Genomic DNA, 21,846 nt, shown 5'->3' with positions numbered 1-21,846 from the left:
GGATAATCCGCTGCCGGCCGTGCACGTTCCCTGAACCGGCCGTTGTCTTCCTGTAAGCTTTGCTGTCGTTTATTGCGGGATGCGCACGGTCAAGCCGTCGAGCGCGTCGGTCAGGCGGATCTGGCAGGCGAGACGACTGGTGCGCGTTGCGTTGTGCGCGAGATCGAGCATGTCCTCCTCGTCCTCGCTCGCTGGCGGCAGGCGGGCGAAGTCGGCGGGGTCGACGATCACGTGGCAAGTCGCGCAGGCGAGCTGGCCTTCGCAGGTGCCTTCGAGCGGCTGGTTATGCGCCTGTGCGGCGTCGAGCAGGCGGTCGCCGGGGGTTGCGGCGGTCGTCGTTGCGGTGCCATCGCGGGCGATGAAGCGGACGATCATGGCCATTGCGCCTCGGCTGCGGCGACGATCGCATCGATCGCGTCGCGGAGTTCGGTTTCGGTGGTGTAGCGGCCGAAGCCGAGGCGGATGCTGGACCGTGCCTGTGCTTCGGTGAGGCCGATCGCGCGGAGGACGTGGCTGGAGCGGCCCGATCCGCTGGCGCAGGCGGACCCGGCGGAGAAGGCGATGTCGCGCAGGTCGGACATCAGGCGGTTCACGTCCAGGTTTGCGCGGCGGACGTTGAGGTTGCCGTGGTAGCGATGTTCGGTCGAGCCGTTGATAATCCAGCCGGGGCCTAGGCGGTCGAGCGCGAGCGACCAGAGGCGGTCGATGTGTGCAGCATCCTGGTCTTTGCGATCCGCCATAAGTTGTGCGGCGACGCCGAAGCCCGCGCAAAGTGCGGGTGACAGCGTGCCCGAGCGGCCGGGGGCTTCCTGCCCGCCGCCGTGCATCAGCGGGGCGAGGTCGACGCCGTCGCGGATCCAGAGTGCGCCGATGCCCTTGGGGCCGTGGATCTTGTGCGCGGATATCGCGATGAGGTCGACCGTGTCGGGGATGGGTATGCGGCCATAGCCTTGCACCGCGTCGCAGAGCATCAGCGCGCCGGCTGCGTGGGCGAGGTCGGCGAGTGCGGCGACTGGCTGGATGACGCCGATCTCGTTGTTGACGAGCATCGCGGCGACGAGCCCGGTGCCGGGTTGGATCGCGGCGCGGGCTTGGTCGAGATCGACCACGCCGTCTGGGTTGACCGGGAGGATCGTGACCTGGCGCCCCCCTCGCCGCTTCCGCTGCGACCGTGTCGAGGACGGCGGCGTGTTCGGTGCCGAGCGTGACGATCGGGCCGGGCGTCCCCTTGATCGCCCAGTTGAGCGCTTCCGTGGCCCCGCTGGTGAACGCGATGCGGCCGCGGGGGGGAGCAGTGCGGCAACCTGATCGCGGGCGACTTCGACGGCGGCTTTGGCGCGACGTCCCTCGCGGTGGGGGGAATGCGGGTTGGCGTGCTGTGATTCGAGCCACGGGAGCATCGCGGCGAGCCCTTCGGGCGCGAGCGGGGTGGTCGCCTGATAGTCGAGGTAGGTCATGCGGCTCGCTTTATGTCCTGGGCGATCCGCGTCCAGGCTTCGGCGAACTTTGCGACATCTTCGGCTGTCGTAGTCCAGCCGAAGCTGACGCGGACGACTTCGGCGGCGGCTTGTGCGGAATAGCCCATTGCGGCGAGCACGTGGCTGGGGCGCATGCTGCCCGACGAGCACGCGCTGCCCGCCGATACCGCAAACCCCGCCATGTCGAGGCGGATCAACTGAGCAGCGGAACTGACGCCGGGCATTCGGTAGGAGGCGATCGTGGGGATGCGGGGGGAGTTTTGCGCGACGATCTCGCCGCCGCTCGCCAGGATGGCTTCGTCGAGTTGGGCGCGGAGATCGGCCATGCCCGGGAACCAGTCGCGAGGGGCTTCGAGTGCGGCGGCGAACCCGAGCGCGCCGGGGAGGTTCTCGGTGCCGCCGCGGTAGCCTCGCTCCTGCCCTCCGGTCGGGTCGAGCAGGCCGAGATCGCGGACCAGCAGCGCGCCGATGCCGGGAGGGCCGCCGAGCTTGTGCGCAGATACGATGATCAGGTCTGCCTCGGGGAGCGGGAGCTTGCCAGCCGTCTGCGAGCAATCGACTATCCAGACGCCGGTGGGGCGATCCTGGAGGACGCCGGATTCGCTGTTCGCGGATTGCAGCGCGATCGTCTGGGCTCCCTCCCCGTTCACGACGATACCGCTTGCGTTGACGTCCAGCATTATCGGCCGCTCGGCCGCGCGGAGGACCGCATCATGCTCTACCGCAGCGACAGCGATGCCGGGGCGCCCCCGCAACGCCAACGCCGCGGACTCGCTCGCGCCGCTCGTCAGGATGACATGATGCGGCCAGTCCAGCGCCTTGGCGATCCGCTTGCGCGCATCCTCCAGCGCAGCCCTTGCCGCCCGCCCCTCGGCGTGCGGCGAGGATGGGTTCGCCCAGCGCGCCATGCCCTCCATCACCGCCGCGACAGCCTCGGGGCGCATCGGCGTGGTGGCGGCGTGATCGAGGTAGATACGCGAGTCGTTAAGGGCCAGGGTCGGTTCCAATTGCGAAAAGGGGCTCGAACCCTATATAGCGTTCATATTCCGGCACTCCACCCGAGTGCGTATCCCAGCTCGCGAGTGCCTATGCCCGAAGTCATTTTCCCCGGTCCCGAAGGCCGTCTCGAAGGTCGTTTTGCGCCGGGGCCTCGTCCACGCGCACCCGTCGCGATGATCCTGCACCCGCATCCGTCGGCCGGCGGGACGATGAACAACGCGATCGTGCAGCAGCTTTACAAGACCTTCCAGCGGCGCGGGTTCGCGACGCTGCGGTTCAACTTCCGCGGCGTTGGCAAGAGCCAGGGCGTGTTCGACAACGGCGTCGGCGAGCTGAGCGATGCGGCGAGCGCGCTCGACTGGGTGCAGAGCTTCCATCCCGAGGCGCAGACGACCTGGATCGCGGGCGTCAGCTTCGGCGCGTGGATCGGCATGCAGCTGCTGATGCGCCGTCCGGAAATCCGCGGATTCATCTCGGTGGCTCCGCCGGCGAATTTGTACGACTTCACGTTCCTGGCGCCGTGCCCGTCGAGCGGAATAATCATCCAGGGCGAGGCCGACGAGGTCGCTACGCCGGGGGCGACGCAGAAGCTGGTCGATAAGCTGCGGACGCAGAAGCATATCACGATCCATCACGACACGATTCCGAAGGCTAACCACTTCTTCGAGCATGAGATGCCGGAGTTGATGGGGAGCGTGGATAAATATCTCGACATGCGGCTGGACCCGAACTCGCCGATCAGGTGAGCTTGTCCTTCTCCCCTCGGGGAGAAGGTGGCGCGTCAGCGTCGGATGAGGGGGAGTTGGGGATCGATACGCTCTCCCCAACTCCCTCTCCCCCTTCCCACCGCAAGCGCGGCGGGCCCCTTCCCTCTCTCCGTAGGGCGAGGGAGTTAGAGGGTCCAGATCGCTACGTTGGCTAGCAGGACTACGGCCATCACCAGCATCAGCACGCCCTTCTTCGTATCGCGCTTCTTCACGATCAGCGCGGTCCCGCCGATCAGGCAGGCGAACATCCCCAGCATCGCGATCGCTGGTGCCGCCGAGGCGATTGAGGTCAGTGCGGGGTTCATGCAGCTATCGCCTTCGCGTAGGCGGCGAGATCGACGTTGCCGCCGGACAGGATGACGAGCAGGCCGGGTCCGAGCGTTACCTTGCCGGCCAGCACCGCCGCTAGTCCCACCGCGCCGCCTGGCTCGATCACCAGACGCAATTTCTCCGCTGCCCAGCGCTGCGCCGTCGCGATCTCCGATCTCGCTAACCGCCACGCCAGTCGCATCGCGACGAGATAGGACATCGAACGTCAGCGGTGACACGCGTAAGGTCTGGAGCGAATCGCAGGCGGTCGGCGGCGGATTGGGACCGACGGGTTCGATCCAGGATGCTTCCAGCGAGCGGCGCATGTCATCCCAGCCTTCGGGCTCGACGACGGTGATCGCACTGTCCTTCAAGGCCAGCGCGATGCCTGCCGACAGGCCGCCGCCCCCGCAGGGGATGACGACACGGCTTGGCACGCCCATGCCTAGCGCCGCCATCTGTGCGGCTGCCTCGATCCCCGTGCTCCCCTGCCCCTCGATGATCCACGGGTCGTCGAAGCTCGGCACCAGCGTTGCGCCCCTCGCCTCCGCCAGCCCTGCGGCGATCGTCTCGCGACTCTCGGTCGCGCGGTCGTAGGTGACCACCTCCGCGCCCAACGCCAGCGTTGACTCGCGCTTCAACCGCGGTGCGTCCGACGGCATCACGATCGTCGCTGCGATGCCTAGCCGTTTTGCTGCCCAGGCCACGCCCTGCGCGTGATTGCCCGAGGAGAACGCGACGACGCCTTTTTGTCGTGTCGCCTCGTCCAATGCGGTGAGCCGATGCCACGCGCCGCGAATCTTGAACGCGCCGATTGGTTGCAACGACTCGGCCTTGAAAGCGACCGGTACGCCCTTGATTTCACAGACGAACAGCGGCGTCGGCGGGAGGATCCGGGCGATCTTCTCCGCGGCGTCCCGCACACCCGCCCGCGTCGGTTGTCGCAAAATCGTCACACACCGTCTCCTATCCGCCAAACGCTATTTACATGGGGGGCGCGTAACCCTAGATCGCGCTTCCGCTGCCCCATGGGACTTCCAACCGCAAGGCAGTGTTTTTGTAATTTGTCTCAGGACATTGGAGGTCCCTTGAATTGGTCAAGCATCATATCGCGCTGGGGTTAGCGAAAGCCCATTCGACCGCCGACACCTCCCACATCAGGAGCGGCATCGACATCGCTAAAGGGCGTCCGGTCAATCCGGTCACGCTCGTTCGTCCGCACGCTGCTGCGCGCGCCGCTCGGTTCTTCGTCGAGAAGTTCCCGGGTCGCTCGATGTATGCGGTGAAGGCGAACCCGTCTCCCGAACTCCTGCAGATCCTGTGGGACAATGGCATCACGCATTACGACGTGGCGTCGATCGCCGAAGTGCGCCTGGTCGCACGGACGCTTCCCGGGGCTACGCTGTGCTTCATGCACCCGGTCAAGGCCGAGGAAGCGATCGCCGAGGCGTATTTCACGCACGGCGTACGGACCTTCAGCCTGGACAGCCTGGAAGAGCTCGACAAGGTCGTCCGTGCTACGAAAGCCGCCACCGATCTGACGCTCTGCGTCCGGTTGCGCGTGTCGTCCGAGCATTCGAAGCTGTCGCTGGCGTCGAAGTTCGGTGCGGCCCCGCATGAAGCCAAGGAGCTGCTGTTCGCGGCGCGCCAGGCTGCGGACGCGCTCGGCATCTGCTTCCATGTCGGATCGCAGGCGATGACCCCCGAGGGCCTATTCGAACGCGATGGAGCGCGTTCGTGCGGCGATCGTCGACGCGGCGGTCACGGTCGACGTGATCGACGTCGGCGGCGGCTTCCCGTCCTCGTATCCCGGCATGGAGCCCCCGCCGCTCGAGCATTTCTTCGAGACGATCCACCGTGCGTTCGAGTCGCTGCCCGTCAGCTATTCTTCCGAACTGTGGTGCGAGCCGGGCCGGGCGCTGTGCGCGGAATATTCGTCGATCATCGTGCGCGTCGAAAAGCGCCGCGGGACCGAGCTGTATATCAACGACGGCGCATATGGCGCGCTGTTCGATGCGGCGCATATCGGCTGGCGCTTCCCGACCGAGCTGCTTCGCGAGCCGGACAGCCGTGCGAAGGACATGGAGTTCAGCTTCTATGGTCCGACGTGCGACGACATGGATTATATGGTTGGCCCGTTCATGCTGCCCGCGGATACGCAGGCCGGCGATTATATCGAGATCGGCATGCTCGGCGCGTACGGTTCGGCGATGCGGACCGCGTTCAACGGGTTCGGATCGGATGAGACGGTGATCGTCACCGACGAGCCGATGGTCTCGCTGTATGACGAGCGCTTCCAGGACCTCGCGTCGAACGTCGTCAAGCTGTAACCAAGTCCTACTAACTCCCCTCCCGCATGCGGGAGGGGCCGGGGTGGGCTCGCGCTTCTCCTCCGGCGTTGTCGCTTGCCGATGGCGGGCGCCCACCCCTAGCCCCCTCCCGCTTGCGGGAGGGGGGGATAAGGAAAGATACCCAATGACCGAAGACACCCGCATCGACGCGCAGCGCAAGGCGGAACTCCTCTCGACCACCGTCGAGCATATCGACATCACCAGCTTCGACGCGCGGCCGATCGTCGACGCGATGAAGAAGATGTCGTTCACCAGCCGTGACCTCGGCCGTGCGACCGACATCTACAACCAGATGCTGGCCGACAAGGACTGCACGATTTTCCTCGTGATCGCGGGCTCGACGAGCGCCGGCGGTTGCATGGATCTGTATGCCGAGCTGTTGCGCAACAACATGATCGACGGCATCGTCGCGACCGGCGCGACGATCGTCGACATGGATTTCTTTGAGGGCCTCGGCCACAAGCATTATCAGGCGCTCGAAGTGCCACACGACGACGTGCTGCGCTCGCTGATGATCGACCGGATCTACGACACCTATATCGACGAGGAAGAACTCCAGCACGTCGACCACACGATCTTTGAGATCGCCGAGACGCTCGAGCCGCGCGCCTATTCGAGCCGCGAGTTCATCCGCGAGATGGGCAAGTATCTCGTCGAGCATGGCAAGAAGGAGAACAGCCTCGTCAAGCTCGCCTATGAGCATGACGTGCCGATCTTCTGCCCGGCGTTCGTCGACAGCTCGGCGGGCTTCGGTCTGGTCAAGCATCAGGTCGACGCGGTGAAGGCGGGCAAGCCGTACATGGTCCTCGACGCGATCGCCGATTTCCGCGAACTCACCGAGATCAAGATCAAGGCAGGCACCACCGGGCTGCTGATGATCGGCGGCGGCGTGCCGAAGAACTTCATCCAGGATACGGTCGTCTGCGCCGAGATCCTCGGTCACGACGACGTCCAGGTTCACAAGTATGCGGTGCAGATCACGGTTGCCGACGTGCGCGACGGTGCGTGCTCGTCGTCGACGCTGCAGGAAGCGGCTTCGTGGGGCAAGGTGAACACGGGCATTGAGCAGATGGTGTTCGCCGAGGCGGGTTCGGTGATGCCGCTGCTGGCGTCGGATGCGTATCATCGTGGGCTCTGGAAGGACCGTCCGGTCCGCAAGTGGGGCGCGAGCTTCGACAAGGCCTGAGGCTAGCTGATCCTCCCTCGCAAGGGGGAGGTGGCGCGAAGCGGCGGAGGGGGGGCGGCGATAACGCTGTTTGCCCTCTCCTCCCCCTCCGTCAGGCAAGCGCCTGCCACCTCCCCCTGGCGGGCGAGGATTAGAGATACCGTTGCCCCCTCCGGGCAATTGATGCAGCCTCCTTCGGATAACCGGGGGAGGCTTTTTCATGCATAGCGAGATCCTGCGGCCGATGGTCGTGCTGATTGCGTGGACGCTCGTGATGCTGGGCTGGACGCTCGCGACGCGGTTGCCAGCGATGAAGGCGGCCGGCGTCGATATGGGCAAGCTCGTCGGCACCAAGGCGTCCGACGCGGATCGATCGCTGCCTCCGCAGGTGCAGTGGAAGGCGCACAACTACAACCACCTGATGGAGCAGCCGACGCTGTTCTACGCTGTTTCCGCCGTTCTCGCGCTCAGCGGCACGGGCAACGGCGTCAATGCCTGGATCGCGTGGGCGTATGTTGGACTGCGGATCGCGCACAGCCTCGTTCAGGCAACCAGCAACCGCGTCAGGGCACGCTTTCTCTTCTTCACGCTGTCGAGCCTGATGCTCGTTGCACTCACGCTGCATGCCGCGCTCGCCGTGTTTTGAGGAAGCCAGCGAATAATCGCCGATAGCGTCGCCCGCCTCTCCCCGAACGCAATCCGATCGTCTAGGATTTGGCCATGACCTTCGATCGCCGTTCGCTGCTCACCCTCCCCCCTCGCCGCCGGGCTGGCGCTTCCTGCATTCGCGCGAAGCGGTGCACAACTTGCTGCCGGTCAGCCGCGTGCGACGGAGATGCCGATGTGGCCACCCGCCGAACGGTTCGCGCTCTGGCCCGGTATTCCGCCAGGCGCGCCGAACCCGCTGCCGATCCCGCAGCCGCGGATGCCGCGCTACCCGGACGGTTATCGGGACTTCCAGATGCGCGGCGTGGTGCGGCCCGAGGTCGGTGTATTCCGGCCAGCCCGGCCCGACGGCCGCGCGGTGCTGATCGTGCCCGGTGGCGGCTATTCGATCACCTCGCTCCGCAACGAGGGCATCGATGTCGCGCGCGTGCTGAACGGTTTCGGGATCACCGCATTTGTGTTGAGCTACCGCCTGCCCGGCGAAGGCTGGGCCGACCGGGCCGATGTGCCGCTCGCCGACGCGCAGCGCGCGATGCGGCTGATCCGCGCCAACGCGCGCGCCTACGGGATCAGGGCGGAGAAGCTCGGTGTGCTGGGTTTCTCGGCGGGCGGGCACCTCGCCGGGTCCGTGGCGGTGCTAAACGAGTTCAAGGCGTATCGTCCGGTCGATGCCGCCGACCGGCATTCGGCACGGCCCGCCTGGGCGGGACTCATGTACGCGGTCTCGAACATGGATCCGGGCCGCAGCCACGGCGGATCGCGCACGAACCTGCTCGGTCCTGATCCGCTGCCTGCGGTCCAGGCGCGGTATGCGATCGACCGACAGTTGAAGGCTGGCGACCCGCCACTGTTCCTCGTGCATGCCGAGGACGACAACACGGTCCCGGTTGCCAACAGCGTCGATACGCTCGCCGCTGCTCGCCGCGCAGGCATCCCCGCCGAGGCGCATTTCCTGCAGCATGGTGGGCACGGCTTCGGCACGCGCCTATCGCCTCGGTCGCCTGGGTCATTGTGGCCGCAATTGTTCGATCGTTGGATGGGCGAACTGGTCGCTGGCTGACCATGGTCGGTCAGTATTGCGGACCTATCCGTCCTCACCGACGTTTGTCCTGAAAGTTCAGGAGAGCGCGATGACTAGTCCGCATGCCGAACCCCGCGACGTTTTCCATGAAAATGGCGAGGTCGTGATCGACGGGCCGGACGGGGCGGTCATCGCGATGACCCCCGAAGCGGCGTTGCGTACGGCGGGTCGGCTGGATGAAGCCGCACTCGACGAACTGATCGCGCGGGCGCAGCGATCTGGTGATGCGGATTGAGCCGATCGTTCGTGCCGGTCAGCGAGACGTAACCGCCAGTCGACCGTCTGAGGTGATCGTGGCGGTCACGTCCAGATAATCGTTTATCCGCGGATGACGCGTATCGAGCCGGTGGCTCGTCCCGTGCGTCGCCGTGATCACCAGGACATCCGCGCCCGCTGCCTCCCCGGCCGTGATGCCGGCGGGGGCATCCTCGAACACCAGGCAATCGCTCGCCAAGACGCCGAGTCGTTCGGCTGCGACCAGGAAACAATCGGGTGCGGGCTTGCCGTTGGGGATGTCGTCCGCGGCAATCATCGTCGCGGGGATCGGCAGGCCGGCAGCCTTGAGGCGGACTTCGGCTAGCGCCCGAGGGGCAGACGTGACGATCGTCCAACGCTCCGGGGGCAAGCTGGCCAGGAATGCGTCGGCACCGGCGATCGGCTCGACGTCGCCGACGTCAAGCATTTCGGCGGCGGTAATCGCGGCGGCCTCGGCGACCGGGTCGACGCCGGGGAGGTTGAGGCGCCGGACCGTCTCGACCGATTGCACGCCGTGGATCGTCGGCACGAACGTTGCAGCGTCGAGGCCATGTGCGATCGCCCATTTGGTCCAGGTTCGCTCGGCGGACGCGATCGATGTGAGGATCGTGCCGTCCATGTCGAACAGGAATGCGGCGTAGGTGCGGGTCGGGAGAGTCATTCGGGTGCTCGTGATGGGGTTTTGTGGGTGGGGCAAGGGGTTCGTACCAGACGACCACCCCGGCGAAGGCCGGGGCCCAATTGGCATGTCCGAGGTAACAGCGCGCTACCTTTAATAATCATCGTCCCCTAATTGGGCCCCGGCCTTCGCCGGGGTGGTCGTGGTTTTGGGTAGCGGTGCAGCCTTAATCGACCCCGCAAAGAAAAGGCCGCTCCGGTTTCCCGAAGCGGCCTGTATTCCTACATCAAGCTAAAGCTTATATGTCGTCGCCGAGTGCGCCCCTTGACGCTGCCCTTGACGTTCTGCGCAGTGCCCTTGGCCTGCTGCGCCTCGCCTTCAGCTACCAGCTTCTCGTTATCGGTTGCCTTGCCGACGGCTTCCTTGACGTTGCCTGCAACCTTGTTGCCTGCTGCTGCGACCTTGTCGGTGAACTCGCCCATCAGAGCCTCCACTTGCTTTTGCAGACCCGCCAACCGGGCCGCTTGAACTTGCTCTGGTATAACGGCCGTCTTTACCGAGGGTTCCGTGACGTTTGCGTCATGACCTGCTTTGCGATCAGGCGGGTCAAATCAACCCCGCCAGCGGGCTCGACGGATCGGCATAACGGCGCTGGCCCATCCGCCCCGCACGGTACGCGAGCCGCCCCGATTCGACCGCGGCCTTCATCGCCGCCGCCATCATCAGCGGGTCCTTCGCCTCGGCGATGGCGGTGTTCATCAGCACGCCGTCGCAGCCTAGCTCCATCGCCACCGCCGCATCGGACGCGGTGCCTACGCCGGCGTCGACCAGCACGGGCACCCCTGCCCCCTCGACGATCAGGCGGATCGTCACGCGGTTCTGGATGCCGAGTCCCGAGCCGATCGGTGCACCCAACGGCATGATCGCGACCGCGCCAGCATTCTCCAGGCGCTTGGTGGCGATCGGATCGTCGACGCAATAGACCATCGGCTTGAAGCCCTCGTTCGCCAGGATCTCGGTCGCGCGCAGCGTCTCGACCATGTCGGGATAGAGCGTCTTCGCCTCGCCGAGCACTTCGAGCTTCACCAGCTCCCAGCCGCCCGCCTCGCGCGCCAGGCGCAGCGTGCGAATCGCCGATTCGGCATCGAAGCAGCCGGCGGTGTTGGGAAGGTAGGTGATCTTCTTCGGATCGATAAAGTCGGTCAGCATCGGCGCGTTGCGATCCGACACGTTGACGCGGCGGACGGCGACGGTGACGATCTCCGCGCCCGATGCCTCGACCGCGGCGGCGTTCTGCGCGAAGTCCTTGTACTTGCCGGTGCCGACGATCAGCCGTGACTTGAAAGTCTGGCCGGCGACCGTCCAGCTGTCCTCATGGTCGCCACCGCCGACAAAATGCACGATCTCGAGATCGTCGCCGTCCTCGACCATCACGTCCGCCAGGGTCGAACGCGGCACGACCTCCATGTTGCGCTCGACCGCGATCTTCTCGGGCACGAGGCCGAGTTCCGTCGCGAGACCCGCGAGGCTCAACCCGGCAGTCACACGCTTGTGTTCGCCGTTGACGGTAATGGAGACGGTACCATCGGAGTGGGGCATGCAAAACTTTCCGTTCGTTTCGAGCCCCTCGACATGGCTCGGGACAGGCTGATCGAGAAACCACCCGTCCGCTGCCGGTCTCATGTCTCGACTTCGCTCGACACGAACGGGTAAGGGTGGGACGACGCATATAGGGGGTCGTTCGCAGCCCCCGCAACCAGGAGCTGCCCTTGCCAGATACCGTCACTGCGACAGTGTTCGTCCTGAACGGCCCCAACCTCAACCTGCTGGGAACGCGCGAGCCGGAAATCTATGGCGACGAGACGCTCGACGATATCGCCGGGATGCTGGAGGACCGCGCGCGCGAGCTCGACCTGGAGATCGACATGCGCCAGTCGAATCACGAGGGGCACCTCGTCGACTGGATCCAGGAAGCGCAGGCGCGCGGTGCCAAGGCCGTGATCCTCAACGCGGGTGCGTTCACGCATACCTCGGTCGCGGTGCACGACGCGATCAAGGGCGTGAAGACGCCGGTGATCGAAGTGCATCTTTCCAATCCCCACAAGCGTGAATCGTTCAGGCATGTGAGCCTGGTCGGTCAAGCGGCGAAGGGTACGATCGCGGGTTTCGGTGCGCTTTCGTATCTGCTCGCGCTTGAAGCCGTCGCACGGTTCTGACAGGAGGCCCCGCCATGAACGATACACCAGATACAACAGGCGCAATGCAGGTCGATGTGACCCTGGTGCGCCAGCTCGCCGAACTGCTCGACACCACGCAGCTGACCGAGATCGAGGTCGAGGACGGCTCGCGCCGGATCTCGCGTTGCGCGCAAGGCCGCTCAGGCCGCACCCGTCGCGCATTACGCACAGGCGCCCGCCCCGGCCCCGGTCTCCGCACCGCTGTCGATCCCGCAGACCGAGGTCGGCGCGTCCGCTCCGGCGATCAGCGCGAGCGCGGTCAAGTCGCCGATGGTTGGCACCGTCTATCTCGCCGCCAACCCCGAGGCGAAGCCCTTCTCGACGGTCGGCCAGAAGGTCAACGCCGGCGACACGCTGCTGATCATCGAGGCGATGAAGGTGATGAACACGATCGTCGCACCCTCGGCCGGCACCGTGACCGCGATCCTGGTCGAGAACGGCCAGCCGGTCGAGTTCGACCAGCCCCTCGTCGTGGTCGAATAATGCCGCAGATCAAGAAGCTACTCATTGCGAATCGCGGCGAGATCGCGCTGCGGATCCACCGTGCCTGCCACGAGATGGGCATCAAGACGGTCGCGGTGCACTCTACCGCCGACGCCGACGCGATGCACGTCCGGCTCGCGGACGAGGCGATCTGCATCGGACCGCCGTCCGCCGCGGACAGCTATCTGAATATCCCGAACATCATCTCGGCCGCCGAGATCTCCGGCGCGGACGCGATCCATCCGGGCTACGGCTTCCTCAGCGAGAACGCACAGTTCGCTGAGATCGTCGAGCTGCACAACATCCTATTCGTCGGACCGAAGCCCGAGCACATCCGCACGATGGGCGACAAGGTCCAGGCCAAGCGCACCGCGGGCGCACTCGGGCTGCCGCTCGTCCCCGGGTCGGACGGTGCGATCAGCGATATCGCTGAGGCCAAGCGGATCGCCGAGGACATCGGCTATCCGGTGATCATCAAGGCGGCATCGGGCGGCGGCGGGCGCGGGATGAAGGTCGTCAACGACGCCGACGATCTCGAAACGCAGATGCAGCAGGCCGGCAGCGAGGCGAAGGCCGCGTTCGGCGACGCCACCGTCTACATGGAAAAATACCTCGGCAACCCGCGGCATATCGAATTCCAGATCTTCGGCGACGGCAACGGTAACGCGATCCACCTGGGTGAGCGCGACTGCTCGTTGCAGCGCCGCCACCAGAAGGTGCTCGAGGAAGCCCCTTCGCCGATCATCACCGCCGAAGAGCGCGAGCGGATGGGCGGGATCGTCGCCAAGGCGATGGCCGACATGGGCTATCGCGGCGCGGGGACGATCGAGTTCCTGTGGGAAGCAGGCGAATTCTACTTCATCGAGATGAACACCCGGCTCCAGGTCGAGCATCCGGTGACCGAGATGATCACCGGGCTGGACCTGGTGCGCGAGCAAATCCGCGTGGCCGAGGGTCATCCGCTGACGCTCCGGCAGGAAGACGTCCAGTTCCGCGGCCATGCGATCGAGTGCCGGATCAACGCCGAGGACCCGCGCACGTTCGCGCCGTCGCCGGGGCTGGTGAAGGTGTATCATGCGCCGGGCGGGATGCATGTGCGCGTCGATAGCGGGCTGTATGCGGGCTATCGCGTGCCGCCTTACTACGACTCGATGATCGCCAAGTTGATCGTTTACGGGACGACCCGGCAGGGTGCGTTGCGCCGGCTGCGGCGTGCGCTCGAGGAGATGGTGATCGAGGGCGTCACGACGACGATTCCCTTGCACCGTGCGCTGCTCGACGATCCCGAGTTCCAGGAAGGCGCGTACACGATCAAGTGGCTGGAAGAGTGGTTGGCCAAGCAGGGGGCTTGAGCGCCTGACTTCCCCCCTCCCTGGAAAGGAGGGGGCCGGGGGTGGGTCGGCTCGGGGCTGGCCGGATGTTCCCTCGAAGCCGACCCACCCCCTACCCCCTCCCTTCCAGGGAGGGGAGTTTTGACGGAGCATTCGTGAAGGCGACGATCTACCACAACCCGCGTTGCTCCAAGTCCCGCGAGGCGCTCGCCCTGCTGCAGGAGGCAGGAGCGGACGTCACGATCGTCGAATACCTCAAGAACCCTCCATCCCGCGCGGAGCTCGTCCGCCTTTACGACCGCGCGGGCATGACGCCGCGGCAGGGGCTCCGCATGGCCGAGGACGGCGCCAAGGCAGTCAAGCATGGCAATGCCGAGGCGATCCTCGACGCGATGATGATCGATCCCTTGCTGATCGAGCGCCCGCTGGTCGAGACCGACAAGGGCGTCCGGCTCGGCCGCCCGATCGCTCGGCTGCACGAGATCCTGTGATCGGCTCCCCTGCCCTTACATTGCGCACGCACCGCTCAGGTGCCGCAATTTCGGGCAGCGAAATCAACGATATTCCGCGGTTGCCCGAGGGCGCCGCGGCTGGCACGCTTGGTGCAAGGCGCCCTTCAGGGCGGACGGCTCGCTCGCAAGGGCGAGGGTTTCAACGACAATCGGGGGCGTACCTGTGAAAAAGATCGAAGCCATCATCAAGCCGTTCAAGCTCGATGAGGTGAAGGAAGCGCTGCACGAGATCGGCGTGAGCGGCATCACCGTGACCGAGGCCAAGGGTTTCGGCCGGCAGAAGGGCCACACCGAGCTGTACCGCGGCGCGGAATATGTCGTCGACTTCCTACCCAAGGTGAAGCTCGAGGTCGTCGTCGAAGACGGGCTCGCGCAACGCGTCGTCGAGGCGATCGCCGCGGCCGCGCAGACCGGTCGGATCGGCGATGGCAAGATCTTCGTCATCCCGGTCGAGAGCGCGCTTCGCATCCGCACCGGCGAGCGCGACGACGACGCAATCTAGTTCCTAGCCACGCATATTGCGTTGACGACGAGTGACGACATCGTCATTTGACGCGACGCAACATTGTGTGGAAATCCCGTTCCATACCGCAATTAGATTCCCCGCATGATGCGGCGGAAATCTCAAAACGAAGGGCAAGCATCATGGCGAATTCGGCCTCCGACGTTCTCAATATGATCAAGGACCAGGAGATCGAGTGGGTCGATCTGCGGTTCACCGATCCCAAGGGCAAGTGGCAGCATCTGACGATGGTCGCGAGCCTGATCGGCGAAGACGAGCTGACCGACGGCCTGATGTTCGACGGCTCGTCGATCGAGGGCTGGAAGGCGATCAACGAGAGCGACATGACGCTCAAGCCCGATCTCGATGCGGTCTATGTCGATCCGTTCTCGGCGACGCCGATGATGATCCTGATCTGCGATATCGCCGATCCGTCGACCGGGGAACTGTATTCGCGCGATCCGCGCTCGACCGCCAAGCGCGCCGAGGCGTATCTGCTGACCACCGGCGTCGGTGACACCGTCTACGTCGGCCCCGAAGCCGAATTCTTCATGTTCGACGACGTCCGCTTCGAGAACAGCTATTCGACCAGCTATTACAAGATCGACGACATCGAGCTGCCAGGCAATTCGGGTCGCGAATATGAGGGGCGGCAACCTCGGCCACCGTCCGCGCGCGAAGGGCGGGTATTTCCCGGTCGCGCCCGTCGACTCGGCTGTCGACATCCGCGGCGAGATGGTCTCGACGATGATCGAGATGGGCCTGCCCTGCGACAAGCATCACCACGAGGTCGCGGCCGCGCAGCATGAGCTGGGCCTGACCTTTGGCACGCTGACGCAGACCGCGGATCGCATGCAGATCTACAAGTACGTCGTCCACCAGGTCGCGCACGCGTACGGCAAGACGGCGACGTTCATGCCGAAGCCGATCAAGGAGGACAACGGCTCCGGGGATGCACACGCATTTCTCGATCTGGGAAGGCAAGACCCCGCTGTTTGCCGGTAACGGCTATGCCGGTCTCAGCGACATGTGCCTGTATTTCATCGGCGGCATCATCAAGCACGCCAAGGCGGTCAACGCGTTCACCAACCCGTCGACCAACAGCTACAAGCGTCTCGTCCCCGGCTACGAAGCACCGGTTCTGCTCGCCTATTCGGCACGCAACCGGTCGGCATCGTGCCGTATTCCGTACGGCACCGGCCCCAAGGCGAAGCGCGTCGAAGTGCGTTTCCCGGATGCGCTGGCCAACCCGTACCTTGCCTATGCAGCGCTGATGATGGCCGGCATGGACGGCATCCTCAACAAGATCCATCCGGGCGAAGCGATGGACAAGAACCTGTACGACCTGCCGCCGGCAGAGTTGGCGCAGGTTCCAACCGTCGCGGGTTCGCTCCGCGAGGCGCTCGAATGCCTGCTGGCCGATCACGACTTCCTGCTGAAAGGCGACGTGTTCTCGAAGGACCAGATCGAGAGCTATGTCGAGATCAAGTACGCCGAGGTCGCGCGCTGGGAGATGACGCCGAGCCCGGTCGAGTATGATATGTATTACAGCGGGTGAGGCGCACGGCGCACGCGGCCAGCGCAAGCTGACCGCGAGACGCCGAAGCCCGGCCGGCGTTGCGAACCGCGACGACCGACGGCGTGGCTTTGCCACGTCGCTGAATTGGAAAAGTGCGCTCGGAGCAATCCGGGCGCCCTTTTTGTAAATCCTCCCCTGCAAGGGGAGGTGGCTGGCGCAGCCAGACGGAGGGGTATCGCCACTCTTGATAGGGCGGATACCCCTCCGTCAGCCAAGAGGCTGCGACCTCCCCCTTGCAGGGGAGGAACAAGTTTCGTGCATCCGCGCCAAGCTTGTTTCCCTGCGAAGGCGGGGACCCAGTCTGGGCTTCCGCCTTCGCGGAAGACCAAGCTTTGCAAAAGAACAAGGGTAGCCTTGGTTAACTTCGCACGTTGGGTCTGATTGATCGACCGCTAGAGCCACCCATATCCCAATCGCGACGCACCGCCCCCAAAACCCAAGGAACATCCGTGACCGAAGACAGCGGCAACAGCGCCGGACGCGCGATCCCCCGCGGCCGCCTCGCCCGTCTCGGAGTCTTCGGCAAACTCGCGGGCGGTGTCGCCGGCGGAGTCGTCGCCGAGGGCGCCCGCCGCCTCGCCAATGGCGAACGCCCCAAGATCGGCGACCTCCTCCTCACCCCCCGCCAACGCCACGCGCGTTGCCGATCAACTCTCGCACCTCCGCGGCGCCGCGATGAAGCTGGGGCAGATGATCTCGATGGACGCGGGCGACATGCTCCCGCCCGAGCTCGCGACCATCCTCGCGCGCCTGCGCAACAACGCGAACCACATGCCCCCGCAGCAGCTCGACCGCGTGCTTGCCGCCGAATGGGGCAAGGACTGGCGCCGCCGCTTCGCGCATTTCCAGGCGCACCCGGTCGCCGCCGCCTCGATCGGCCAGGTCCACCGTGCGCGCCTGCCCGACGGCACCGAACTGGCGATCAAGGTCCAGTATCCTGGCGTCAAGGAAAGCATCGACGCGGATGTCGATAACGTCGCGACTCTGCTCCGCGTGTCGGGCATGCTCCCCAAGTCGCTCGACATCGCGCCGTTGCTCGACGAGGCGAAGAAGCAGCTTCACGAGGAAGCCGATTATCTCCGTGAGGCGCAGATGCTCACGCGCTACGGCGACCTGCTCGCCGACCAGTCGCAGTTCATCGTGCCCGCGCTCTACGCCGAGCTCACCACGTCACGCGTTCTCTCGATGAGCTTCGTCACCGGGGTGCCCGTCGAGACGCTGGAAACGGCGCCACAGGACGTCCGCGACCGCGTGATGCACGACTTGATCTCGCTCGTGCTGCGCGAGTTGTTCGACTGGCGGCTGATGCAGACCGATCCGAACTTCGCCAACTACCGCTGGCAGCCCGAGACGGAAAAGCTCGTCCTGCTCGACTTCGGTGCCGCCCGCCCCCCTCCCCGCCGAGACCGGTGAAGGGTATCGCCGCCTGCTCGCCGCGGCACTCGCCGGCGACCGCGACGCGGTGCGCGAGGCCGCTATCGCCGCCGGTTTCCTCGGTGAGGCAGCCGTGCTCCAGCATCGCGCATTGGTCGACCGGATGATCGACGTCATCCTCGCCGAACTCGCCAAGCCCGGCCCGTTCGACTTCGGCGACCGTGCATTCGTCGGGGTGCTCCGCGAACAGGGCACCGAGATCGCGCGCGACCGCGATACCTGGCACCTGCCCCCGATCGACACGCTGTTCGTCCAGCGCAAGATAAGTGGCACCGCCCTGCTCGCCGCTCGCCTCAAGGCGCGGGTCGATATCCGCACGATGGTCGCCGCCTATTGCGACGGCGTGCCATCGTAACAATTAGCGCAGTTTCAGCGCCTGCTTCACGCTCGCCCAGCTGAGGTATTTGAAGTTCTGCGTGGCGGGGGCGTTGTCGCCGTCTTGTGCGACGAACAGGCCCTGGGGATAGGCGGGGCCGAAGTTGCCGAGCATCAGTTCGATCCCGTCGGTATCGCTTGTCCCGTCAATCGCGCCGCCGCCGATGCGGAAGCGACCGGCATAGGTGACGCCCGGCAGGCGGTAGAGCGTGTAGGCGTTGTCGCCTTGGCTCGACACGACGAGATAGCCGCCGTTCCTGCCTGACGGGGCGAGCGCTAGGCCCTCGGCGTCGGCGACCAGCGTCTTGCCGTCGACCTTGGCGATCGGGGTTGCTGTGACCGATGCTGACGGCTCGGCGTCGAAGCGCCAGAGGCCGACATCTTCCTCGGCGACGTAGAGCTGCCCGGTGCGATCGTCGACGACGCAACCTTCGGACTGGGTGCCGAGCTTCATCGAGCGGACCGTCGTGACCTTGGGCGCTGCGCCGGACAGGTCGATCGCGACCTGGTCGATGCGGCCGTCCTTCAGCACGACGAAGCCGAACAGCGCGTGGTCGCGCGCGCGGGTCCAGAGGCACATGCCATAGGCCTCGCCCGGACCGACCGGGAAGCGGCCGATGGGCACGAGCTTTGCCGCCGCCGTGTCGAGCGTGAAAAGTGACACGTGTGCGGTAGCGATGTCGGCTCGGTCGCTGGCTGCGGCGATCACGCGCGTCCCGACATCGCGGAGGTCGACGTTGTTGAGCCGTGCGGCCGGGGTGAAGCTCAGGCGCTTGCCCGTCAGGCTGTAGACGTGGATGCCCGCCTTCTTGTCGGTGCCGATGACGAGGCTCTTCGCCGGATCGGCTGCGTTGCGCCAGATCGCGGGATCGTCCGCGGCGTCGGCGGCGGTATCGACGGGGTCGGTCTCGGCGGTTGCCGCGACTGTCGGCGCCTCGACCGCCACCGGGACCGATGCCGTCGCGCATCCCGCGAGCAACACCGCGATGAGGGGGTAGTACCCGCATCAGAACGTCACTCGCACGCCGCCGGTGTAGCGCCGGCCGAACGTCTCATGCTCGATCGTGTAGGCCGAGGATCCGACATAGCGGCGGCCAGGACCGTTCAGCAGGTTGGCGAAATCGCCGTAGATCTCGACGTTGCCGTTGATCGCGTAGCGGACCGACGCGTCGAGTTCGTTGTCCTTGGCCCAGTAGAAATCGCCGCCATCGACGCCGCGGACAACGCCACCGATCGTGTCGACCGCACCGATCGCATCGAGCCACGCAGACCGGTTCTGGTACGAAACGCGGGCCGAGAAGCCGTATTTCTCGTAATAGGCGATCAGATTGTAGATCGCGTCCGATGCGCCGGGCAGGGGAACTTTGCGCGACGGGATCGCGCCCGTTGCCGGCGTATCGGCACGGCTCTTGTTGATCGTCGCGTTGAGCTGGACGCCGAAGCCGCCCATCCAATCCGGCAGGCCGAGATCGGCGGTGAAGGGGGTCTAGCTGCTGCTGGATCGCCCCCTCGATCCCCATGATATAGCCTTTGCCGCCGTTGATGATGGTCGAGTAGACATAGCCCGACCGATCGACGCCGGCGGCGTTCAGGTTCGTCTGGCCGTAGGTCCGGGTCGAGTCGAACAGGACATCGGTGACGTCCTTGTAGTACGCGCCGATCGACAGGAAGCCGCGCGGCATCGTGTAATATTCGACGTAGAGATCGACGCCCTTGGCCTTTTCGGGCTTCGCGTCGGGGTTGCCGCCGGAGATCGTCGCGTTCGCGTCGTTGATGCTGAGATTGGGGCGCAACTGATCGTAGTCGGGGCGTGCGGCGCCGGTGTTGAACGACAGCCGCGCCTTCATCCGGTCGTTGACGTCCCAGTTCACGTGCAGGCTTGGATAGACGAGAGTCTGGCTCGACTTCACGTCGATCAAGCCGAGCGACGAGAACGCACGAGCGTCGTTGCGGATGTGCTCGACGCGCGCGCCACCGATGACGCTGCCCCAGTTGGTGGTGGTCGTCGCCATCGCGTAGGCGGAATAGACCTTCTCGCCGACATCGTAGAAATTGGCGTCGGTGGACACGAACGGGCTGACCGCCTTGGCTTGATCGACCAGCGCCAGGATCTTGTCGCGATCGAAATACTGGAAGGTGTAGCCGAGCGGGATCTCGCCCTGGAACCCGCCCGGCTTGCCGATGGCCGCGTACCCGGTTGGAATGCCCGCCGCGGCGAACTGGGCCGGCGTGCTCAGCTCGAGCAGATACTCGTTCGCGGTCTTGGTACGATCGTCGTAGCGTACGCCGGCCGCGAACACCGTCTGCGCGCCGAACACCAAGGCCTCGCGGCTGATGTCGAGCTTTGCGGTATAGGCTTCGGTCACGTCCTGCGCCTTCAGCGACCGCAAGCGGGCCAGGGTGCGCGGGAAGTCCTCGATCGACGTGACCTGCGCGCCGCGCGAGAAGGTGCCGTCGGCGTTGCGGATCGTGCGGAACAGCTGGACCTTGGCGAGCTGCGGGTCGGTCAGGTCATAGCCGACGGTCAGGCGGTTGGCGGCGTTCGCGCCGTTGGTGCCGAACGACGGGCTGTCATAATTCAGCTGTGCAGGCTGCGAGCGGTCGTCGATCGAACGCGTGAAATTACCGCGCCATTTGACGTTCCAGGCGCCCAATTCATGATCGCCGCCGACCGTGTTGGTGAACACCGACTGCTTGTATTTGCGCACGGTGAAGTTCGAGTTGAGATCGATGCCGTATACCGTGCCGAGCAGCGGCGTATTGCCGGTGCAGACGTCGGCATAACCGGTCGTGCCGGTCGCGGGGCGCGCGTTGACGGTGCAGGCAGCGGTGCCATTGGGCGTACGCGACTGCTGGTCGTCGAGATCAAAGATGTAGTTGTTACGCTGTTCGTCGTCCTGGAACGCCGAGTAGATCGACTCCGCGAACAGCTTGTGGCCGGGCGCCGGGCGCCAGTCCAGGCGGGTCGACAGCGAGTAGTTCTTGCGCGTCAGGCGATACAGTTTGTTCTCGGTCTCGCGAGCCCAGTTGCGCGTCTCGAAACCGGGGCGGCGATCGCGGTCGACCGCCTCGAAATCGGTCTCGAAATTGTCGGTGACCATCCCGCGGCGATACAGGCTGGCGGACGAGACGATGCCGAACTCGCCGATACCGGTGTCGATCCGGTCGGAGATGACGAGCGAACCCTCATATTCGGTCTTCTTGCCGAGTTCGACATGGCCGACGCCGCCCTTGGCCTGCACCTTCATGCCCGGATAATCGAACGCCGAGCGCGTGATGATGTCGACATTGCCCGCGATCGTCTCGCCGGTCATGTCGGGGGTGACGGCCTTGCGCACGATGATCTGCGAGGCGATCGCCGAGGGAATGGAATCGAAGCGGGCGTCGCGGCCTTCGGGACTGACGACGTTGATGCCGTCGATCGAGAGCGTGGTCCAGTTGATCGGCGCGCCGCGCAAGGTGATGTAGCGCGCCTGGCCCTGGTCGCGCTGGACGCCGACGCCGGGGAGGCGGCTGACCGCCTGTGCGATGTTCTGGTCGGGGAGGCGACCGATCGAGATCGGAGGCGATGACCGAGACGAGCGAGGGGCTGGTTCGCTGGATCTGAAGCGCGGCGGCTTCGGACTCCGCGATCGGGCGCGAACCGGATACGACGATCTCGTCGCCCTCGCCTGCGTTCGCACCGACTTCGGTGGTCATCGCA

At 65.5% G+C, this 21,846-nt stretch carries 16 protein-coding genes and 7 pseudogenes; 13 read left to right on the top strand and 10 right to left on the bottom strand.

Annotated elements, in window-relative coordinates; all coding sequences use genetic code 11:
* Positions 1 to 69: 69 nt before the first annotated feature.
* The 3 genes and pseudogenes from NHF48_RS21625 to NHF48_RS21615 form a co-directional block, all read right to left on the bottom strand.
* Positions 70 to 375, bottom strand: coding sequence for a 2Fe-2S iron-sulfur cluster-binding protein (locus tag NHF48_RS21625; RefSeq protein WP_253072265.1), 306 nt, complete (start codon positions 373 to 375; stop codon positions 70 to 72).
* Positions 372 to 1,457 (bottom strand): annotated as a pseudogene (locus NHF48_RS21620) (cysteine desulfurase family protein). The gene NHF48_RS21625 and the pseudogene NHF48_RS21620 overlap by 4 nt, the downstream one beginning before the upstream one ends.
* Positions 1,454 to 2,485 (bottom strand): cysteine desulfurase family protein, encoded by a 1,032-nt coding sequence (locus tag NHF48_RS21615; RefSeq protein ID WP_263817006.1) that lies wholly within the window; start codon positions 2,483 to 2,485, stop codon positions 1,454 to 1,456. Before NHF48_RS21615 ends, NHF48_RS21620 begins: the two are co-directional and overlap by 4 nt.
* A gap of 81 nt (positions 2,486 to 2,566) precedes the next feature.
* On the opposite strand from NHF48_RS21615, the gene NHF48_RS21610 reads away from it, so the two are divergent.
* Positions 2,567 to 3,223, top strand: a complete 657-nt coding sequence (locus NHF48_RS21610) for an alpha/beta hydrolase (protein ID WP_056048342.1) — start codon at positions 2,567 to 2,569, stop codon at positions 3,221 to 3,223.
* A 146-nt stretch (positions 3,224 to 3,369) separates the two neighbouring features.
* On the opposite strand, the gene NHF48_RS21605 is transcribed toward NHF48_RS21610, so the two are convergent.
* Complete coding sequence (locus NHF48_RS21605; protein WP_253072264.1) at positions 3,370 to 3,549, bottom strand: hypothetical protein; 180 nt, start codon at positions 3,547 to 3,549, stop codon at positions 3,370 to 3,372.
* Positions 3,546 to 4,476, bottom strand: a pseudogene (locus tag NHF48_RS21600) (threonine ammonia-lyase). The gene NHF48_RS21605 and the pseudogene NHF48_RS21600 overlap by 4 nt, the downstream one beginning before the upstream one ends.
* Positions 4,477 to 4,646: 170 nt before the next feature.
* Between NHF48_RS21600 and NHF48_RS21595 the strand changes: the two are divergent.
* The 5 genes and pseudogenes from NHF48_RS21595 to NHF48_RS21575 all read left to right on the top strand — a co-directional run bounded on the left by NHF48_RS21595 (position 4,647) and on the right by NHF48_RS21575 (position 9,051).
* Positions 4,647 to 5,883, top strand: a pseudogene (locus NHF48_RS21595) (type III PLP-dependent enzyme).
* A 145-nt stretch (positions 5,884 to 6,028) separates the two neighbouring features.
* Positions 6,029 to 7,090: a 1,9-bis(guanidino)-5-aza-nonane synthase gene (locus tag NHF48_RS21590; RefSeq protein ID WP_056048328.1), complete on the top strand. Its 1,062-nt coding sequence runs from the start codon at positions 6,029 to 6,031 to the stop codon at positions 7,088 to 7,090.
* Positions 7,091 to 7,289: 199 nt separating this feature from the next.
* Positions 7,290 to 7,715: an MAPEG family protein gene (locus NHF48_RS21585; protein WP_253072263.1), complete on the top strand. Its 426-nt coding sequence runs from the start codon at positions 7,290 to 7,292 to the stop codon at positions 7,713 to 7,715.
* A gap of 195 nt (positions 7,716 to 7,910) precedes the next feature.
* Positions 7,911 to 8,795 (top strand): alpha/beta hydrolase, encoded by an 885-nt coding sequence (locus NHF48_RS21580; protein WP_253072262.1) that lies wholly within the window; start codon positions 7,911 to 7,913, stop codon positions 8,793 to 8,795.
* Positions 8,796 to 8,865: 70 nt separating this feature from the next.
* Positions 8,866 to 9,051, top strand: a complete 186-nt coding sequence (locus tag NHF48_RS21575) for a hypothetical protein (RefSeq protein ID WP_107955187.1) — start codon at positions 8,866 to 8,868, stop codon at positions 9,049 to 9,051.
* A gap of 18 nt (positions 9,052 to 9,069) precedes the next feature.
* Here the strand turns inward: NHF48_RS21575 and NHF48_RS21570 are convergent, their stop codons facing one another.
* From NHF48_RS21570 to thiS, 3 genes and pseudogenes are all read right to left on the bottom strand, one after another.
* Complete coding sequence (locus tag NHF48_RS21570; protein WP_253072261.1) at positions 9,070 to 9,732, bottom strand: HAD-IA family hydrolase; 663 nt, start codon at positions 9,730 to 9,732, stop codon at positions 9,070 to 9,072.
* Positions 9,733 to 9,988: 256 nt separating this feature from the next.
* Positions 9,989 to 10,172 (bottom strand): annotated as a pseudogene (locus NHF48_RS21565) (CsbD family protein).
* Between the two features lie 124 nt (positions 10,173 to 10,296).
* Positions 10,297 to 11,289, bottom strand: a complete 993-nt coding sequence (thiS, locus tag NHF48_RS21560) for a sulfur carrier protein ThiS (RefSeq protein WP_274705176.1) — start codon at positions 11,287 to 11,289, stop codon at positions 10,297 to 10,299.
* 170 nt (positions 11,290 to 11,459) lie between these two features.
* On the opposite strand from thiS, the gene aroQ reads away from it, so the two are divergent.
* From aroQ to NHF48_RS21520, 7 genes and pseudogenes are all read left to right on the top strand, one after another.
* Complete coding sequence (aroQ, locus tag NHF48_RS21550) at positions 11,460 to 11,906, top strand: type II 3-dehydroquinate dehydratase (RefSeq protein WP_121886676.1); 447 nt, start codon at positions 11,460 to 11,462, stop codon at positions 11,904 to 11,906.
* 14 nt (positions 11,907 to 11,920) lie between these two features.
* Positions 11,921 to 12,410, top strand: a pseudogene (gene accB, locus NHF48_RS21545) (acetyl-CoA carboxylase biotin carboxyl carrier protein).
* Positions 12,410 to 13,762, top strand: a complete 1,353-nt coding sequence (gene accC / locus NHF48_RS21540; RefSeq protein ID WP_253072259.1) for an acetyl-CoA carboxylase biotin carboxylase subunit — start codon at positions 12,410 to 12,412, stop codon at positions 13,760 to 13,762. Before accB ends, accC begins: the two are co-directional and overlap by 1 nt.
* 134 nt (positions 13,763 to 13,896) lie before the next feature.
* Positions 13,897 to 14,232, top strand: a complete 336-nt coding sequence (locus tag NHF48_RS21535; protein ID WP_120298986.1) for an arsenate reductase family protein — start codon at positions 13,897 to 13,899, stop codon at positions 14,230 to 14,232.
* Positions 14,233 to 14,416: 184 nt separating this feature from the next.
* A complete protein-coding gene (locus NHF48_RS21530; RefSeq protein ID WP_055875939.1) occupies positions 14,417 to 14,755 on the top strand; it encodes a P-II family nitrogen regulator in 339 nt (112 codons plus the stop codon).
* Between the two features lie 143 nt (positions 14,756 to 14,898).
* Positions 14,899 to 16,313: pseudogene (glnA, locus tag NHF48_RS21525) on the top strand (type I glutamate--ammonia ligase).
* Positions 16,314 to 16,783: 470 nt separating this feature from the next.
* Positions 16,784 to 18,123 (top strand): annotated as a pseudogene (locus NHF48_RS21520) (ABC1 kinase family protein).
* Between the two features lie 3 nt (positions 18,124 to 18,126).
* Here the strand turns inward: NHF48_RS21520 and NHF48_RS21515 are convergent.
* Complete coding sequence (locus NHF48_RS21515) at positions 18,127 to 19,122, bottom strand: phytase (protein ID WP_253072258.1); 996 nt, start codon at positions 19,120 to 19,122, stop codon at positions 18,127 to 18,129.
* A 73-nt stretch (positions 19,123 to 19,195) separates the two neighbouring features.
* Positions 19,196 to 21,826 carry a TonB-dependent receptor gene (locus tag NHF48_RS21510; protein ID WP_253072257.1) on the bottom strand — a complete coding sequence of 877 codons (2,631 nt, stop codon included), beginning with the start codon at positions 21,824 to 21,826 and terminating at the stop codon, positions 19,196 to 19,198.
* Between the last annotated feature and the right edge of the window lie 20 nt (positions 21,827 to 21,846).

This window comes from Sphingomonas sp. H160509 (assembly GCF_024124765.2).
Taxonomy (GTDB): domain Bacteria; phylum Pseudomonadota; class Alphaproteobacteria; order Sphingomonadales; family Sphingomonadaceae; genus Sphingomonas.
This window is presented reverse-complemented; position numbering and strand designations above follow the sequence as displayed.